Consider the following 4,767-nt stretch of genomic DNA (forward strand, 5'->3'; position numbering starts at 1 on the left):
ATAGAGCTATAGATTTTGTGAAGAACACCCCAGAAGGTAATCCCTTCTTTTTATATATGGCTTATAACGCACCACATTGGCCTTTACATGCCAAAGCAGAAGATATTGCGAAGTACAAGGGGAAATACGATGCCGGTTGGGATGAGCTGCGCAAACTTCGTTTTGAAAACATTAAAAAATTGGGTCTCGCTGATGAGGACTGGAATTTATTTAAAGATAAATTACTACCCCCTTGGGACAGTTTGAGCAAAGAAGAAAAGGCAGACTGGACTTTAAAAATGGAAGTTTATGCTGCCATGGTAGATAACCTAGATCAGAATATTGGTAAACTACTTAATTACTTGGGAACCACGGATCAATTAGAGAATACTGTAGTGATTTTTCTTTCAGATAATGGCGCAGAAAATATGGATGTAGGAAAAATGCCTTTTACTGTAAAACGTAATGAGGGGACAGTAGGTACAGCTGGTTCTATGGAAGCCTATAGTAAGAAATGGGCTCAAGTATCCAATAGTCCTTTACGAAGTTATAAGTCATCGCCTTACGAAGGGGGAACAGCAACTCCTTTCATCATTCGTTATCCAGGGCAAAAAGATTCTGGTAAAGTTTTAGAAGGCGGGGCCCACTTAGTAGATTTAATGCCCACGCTTTTAGATATTACTGGAGTTACATACCCTGAAACGTATAATGGGGTCACACCAAATCCGTTGGTTGGAGAAAGTTTATTGCCACTATTATCTCAAGGAAAATGGGATAGAGAACAACCCATTTGTTTTGAGTGGTTTGGCGATCGTGCAGTCTGGCTTGGCAATTTAAAGGGTGTTCATCAGTATCAAAAAGAGTGGGAACTATATGACCTTTCTACCGACAGAACGGAGTCAAATGATATCGCTGCTTCTCAACCAGAAACTATTGCAAAAATGGATTCTATTTATAACAAATGGGCAAATGAGAATGGGGTAATTCCTTGGTCAGAAGAAATGGGCAAAAAAACACAGTTTAGAAAGCAACCACATTAGAATTTTAAATATTTAAACAAGAAATGATGAAACAGATACCTGTATATAACAAAAGTGTTTTTTCTACTAAATCCTTAGCTTCAGGATTACAATTGTATAAAGATTTGAGTGCGCTAGGAGATGTTATTTATCTCAAGAAAGACAAAGTGTACGCTGTTACTAGCTATGCGGCCCATATGGAAGTGCTGAACGATCCGGAAACCTTTACTGCTGCTCAGGGGGTTGCCTTGAATAAACAAGCAAACGAAGTACCCGAGGCCAAAGTTTCTGTTTTGATGAGTGAGGGGGATGAACAGAGAAAGCGAAAAGCTTGGTATATGAAACCCATAACCCAGCGAAAACTCAAAGATATCAAGGATAATATTTCTGAGTCTTGTGAAAACATGGTGCAGGATTTAGCTAAAAAAAACGAAATAGAGGTTGTTAAAGATTTTGCAGCGCACATCCCTTTGGAAATCGTCAGCAAAATGATTGGATATCCAGAGAAAGGCAGTAAAAAATTATTGGATTGGGCCTTTGCTACCTTTAATACCTTTGGACCAAACAATCTAAGAACCCTTAAATCGTTACCGGGACTTATATTTGGGTTGTCTAAATATTCTCGAACCTTGAACAAGGATAATGTTTTGCCAGGAAGTTGGTCTCATGCTACCTTCAAAGCAATTGAAGAAGGCAAATTAGGCGAGGATGAAGGAAGAGCCATAGTAATGGGCTATGCTATACCCAGTTTAGATACGACAATTCAATCAGCAACTTCTATGTTTGAGTTGTTGGCAAAACATCCTGAAAAATTCAATGAAATCAAAGAAAACCCTGATTTGATTAGAGGCGTTGTAAACGAGGCAATCCGGCTTTCCTCTCCTGTACGAGGTTTTTCTCGAGTGATAACCAAAGATACAGAAGTTGCAGGCTACCAACTGGAGAAAGATAAAAGGGTTCTGATGCTTTGGAGCTGCGCAAATAGAGATCCAAAAAAATATCCAAATCCTGATGAATTTGATATCCACAGAAATCCTGAGGATCACTTAGGGTGGGGATATGGAAATCACAGGTGTGCAGGGGAACATTTGGCGAGGTTAGAGATGGAAGAGTTATTAAAAGCACTTTGCAAACATGCCAGCAAACTTGAAGTAAGCAATTCTGAGCCATTTTTGAACAACACCTTACAAGGTTACAAAAGCATGTCTGGAAAAATTATTCCGGCATAATAAATAATCTGACTAACTGAAAAAACAATGAAATTTCATCCATTAAAGGTACTTGAAGTAAAGCCTGAAACAGAGTATGCGGTAGCAGTTACTTTTAATGTACCAGAAGATTTAAATCAAGAGTTCAGCTATTTACCTGGTCAATATCTTACTTTGAAGTTTACCCTCAATGGAGAGGAACAGCGAAGGGCCTACTCCATGTGCAGCAGCCCCATAGAAGAAAATATTACCATTGGAGTAAAACGGGTAGAAAATGGATTGGTGTCAAATCATATCAATGACCATGTTAAGGAAGGAGGAAGCATAGAAATAATGCCTCCGCAAGGTAATTTTCGTGTAGCATGTCAAGAGGAACAACAAAAAAAATATATTCTCTTTGGTGGTGGTAGCGGAATTACTCCTCTACTATCGATAGCAAAAACCGTAATGTCAAAAGAGCCAAAGAGCTCAGTAAAGTTACTCTATGCAAACGAACGGCTCGATACAGTGATGTTTAAAAGTCAAATTGATACACTGCAGGAAAACTACAGTAATCGTTTTAAAGTAGAACATATTATAAATAATCCGCCAACAGATTGGCAAGGTAAACGAGGACTCCTCGATACTGATACAATTAAAGCAGCAGTTCAGGAGCTAGGCACACAATTAAATGCTGCTGAATGTTATATCTGCGGTCCCTCAGGTATGATGGGGTTAGTAGAAAACGAATTGGTAAGTTTGAATTTTCCAACTGAAAAAATTCATATTGAACGTTTTACAGCTGCAAAATCAGATTCTGCTAAAGCTGCTAAGATTAACACCTCAACTCAAGAGGCTAAAGCCAAAATAAATTTCTTTGGAGAAGAGAAAAATATTTTAGTTCCAAAGGGAACTTCCATTTTACAAGCGTTACAGAATCAGGGTATCGATGCACCATTTTCATGTCAATCTGGTGTGTGTAGTACCTGTATAGCGCTGCTTAAAAAGGGAGAGGTAGCCATGGAATTTACAGAAGCTCTCGATGACGATGAAATAAAAGAAGGTTTAATACTGACATGTCAAGCTAAATGTATAACAGACGAGGTGGAAGTTATATTTGAGCATTAGAAGATTCTTACTCGAACTCACTAAAACTTTAAATCATGAAAAAAATATTTACGTACGAAAATGGGATTGTATCCTTAATGTCATTGACCTTTGGGGTGCTATTTTTTGACAGATTAGCGCTAAACTATTTAGTGCCTTATGTTGCTAAAGACTTATCTTTAAATAACTTACAGATCGGACTTTTAGCTGCTGGACTTTCACTCGCATGGGCGTTTTCGAGCTACTTTACGACCGCTTGGTCAGAAACTAGAAATAAAAATAAAATCACATTCATTGTTGCTATATTCATTTTTTCAATATGTTCTTTTGGATCTGGTTTAGCGATCGGCTTCGGAACTTTATTAGCTGCGCGTTTAGTTATGGGACTGGCAGAAGGGCCTGTAATCCCTTTAGCGCAAATATTTGTTGAAAGAGAATCCTCCCCCAGTAGGTTAGGGCTAAATGTTGGTATTGTGCAAGCCGTTGGAGGAGCATTATTTGGATCCATTTTAGCGCCTGTAATATTGATTCAAATTGCCGAAAATATGGGCTGGAGAACCGCTTTTTATATAGCCGGTATCCCCGGTTTACTTATAGGAGCTATTACTGTTTTTTACCTAAGAAAGTCCACTACGGTAAGTCGTGGAATCGAAAGTCATAAAGGGTTTAACGTTAAAGAGCTGTGGAAATACAATAATATTAAGTGGGGTACTCTACTTGCTTGTTGTGTTTTTGGATGGTGGTTTGCTACCATACCTTTTATTACCAAATTTTTTACTGACGTTCAAGGGATGGATACCGGTACTATGCAAAAAACTATGGGACTACTAGGCGTTGCAATGCTTATATCTTCTTTGTTTTTTCCTGGGATTTCAGATAAAATTGGAAGAAAAAAGGCATTGCTTATCGCATTGAGCTTGGGTGTTTTTTATCCTTTTGCTGTTTATTTTTTAAATGGTTCTGGAGCTCATTTACCTGTAATGCTTCTTACCTATGCCATGGTGGGAACTATTCCACTAGTTGCAGCTATTGTTCCCTCTGAAGCAGTTCCAAATCGATTGAAAGCTAAAGCTGTTGGTTTTGTAACAGCTGTTGCAGAAATTGTAGGAGGCGTACTTGTTCCTGCAATTGCTGGAGGTCTTTCAGATACCATTCATGAATCTGCTTTTTTGTGGATAGCCGCTGCACTAGCCGTTTTATCCTTGTTTTTTCTATCTAAATTACAAGAAACAAAAGGAAAAGTTGTTGAATAAAATCCACCTCAATGGGAAAAAAATCAAATAAATATAAACTCTCTTTAGAGCTCATAGAACTGATTCGTCCTGATAATAGCGAATATCTGCCCATAGTCATTGAATTTGATAATCATGATAATATATTCAAGATTATAGAACGGATGAAAAAAAGAAATCGCTTTAAAACAGAACAACAATCTGTTGAATTTGCTATTGGCCTAAAGCTATTTAGTGAGGTAA

5 protein-coding genes are annotated in these 4,767 nt (G+C 38.0%); all 5 read left to right on the top strand.

Features of this window, described 5'->3' with window-relative positions:
* Window positions 1-1,019: sulfatase-like hydrolase/transferase (locus tag ABF281_RS04720; protein WP_347180544.1), on the top strand; the 1,019-nt coding region annotated here is incomplete at its 5' end.
* Between the two features lie 23 nt (window positions 1,020-1,042).
* A complete protein-coding gene (locus ABF281_RS04725) occupies window positions 1,043-2,227 on the top strand; it encodes a cytochrome P450 (RefSeq protein ID WP_347180545.1) in 1,185 nt (394 codons plus the stop codon).
* 27 nt (window positions 2,228-2,254) lie between these two features.
* Window positions 2,255-3,313 (top strand): ferredoxin--NADP reductase, encoded by a 1,059-nt coding sequence (locus tag ABF281_RS04730; RefSeq protein ID WP_347180546.1) that lies wholly within the window; start codon window positions 2,255-2,257, stop codon window positions 3,311-3,313.
* A gap of 35 nt (window positions 3,314-3,348) precedes the next feature.
* Window positions 3,349-4,545 (top strand): MFS transporter, encoded by a 1,197-nt coding sequence (locus ABF281_RS04735; protein WP_347180547.1) that lies wholly within the window; start codon window positions 3,349-3,351, stop codon window positions 4,543-4,545.
* A gap of 11 nt (window positions 4,546-4,556) precedes the next feature.
* Window positions 4,557-4,767 (top strand): DUF3861 family protein (locus ABF281_RS04740; RefSeq protein ID WP_347180548.1); only part of this gene is annotated, 211 nt, incomplete at its 3' end.

The sequence above is a fragment of the Wenyingzhuangia sp. genome (assembly GCF_039768515.1).
Taxonomy (GTDB): domain Bacteria; phylum Bacteroidota; class Bacteroidia; order Flavobacteriales; family Flavobacteriaceae; genus Wenyingzhuangia.

Bases quoted from the DNA above. Each gene is read 5' to 3' on its own strand.
- ABF281_RS04725 (WP_347180545.1), top strand. From the start codon at position 1,043: ATGATGAAACAGATACCTGTATATAACAAAAGTGTTTTTTCTACTAAA.
- ABF281_RS04730 (WP_347180546.1), top strand. From the start codon at position 2,255: ATGAAATTTCATCCATTAAAGGTACTTGAAGTAAAGCCTGAAACAGAG.
- ABF281_RS04735 (WP_347180547.1), top strand. From the start codon at position 3,349: ATGAAAAAAATATTTACGTACGAAAATGGGATTGTATCCTTAATGTCA.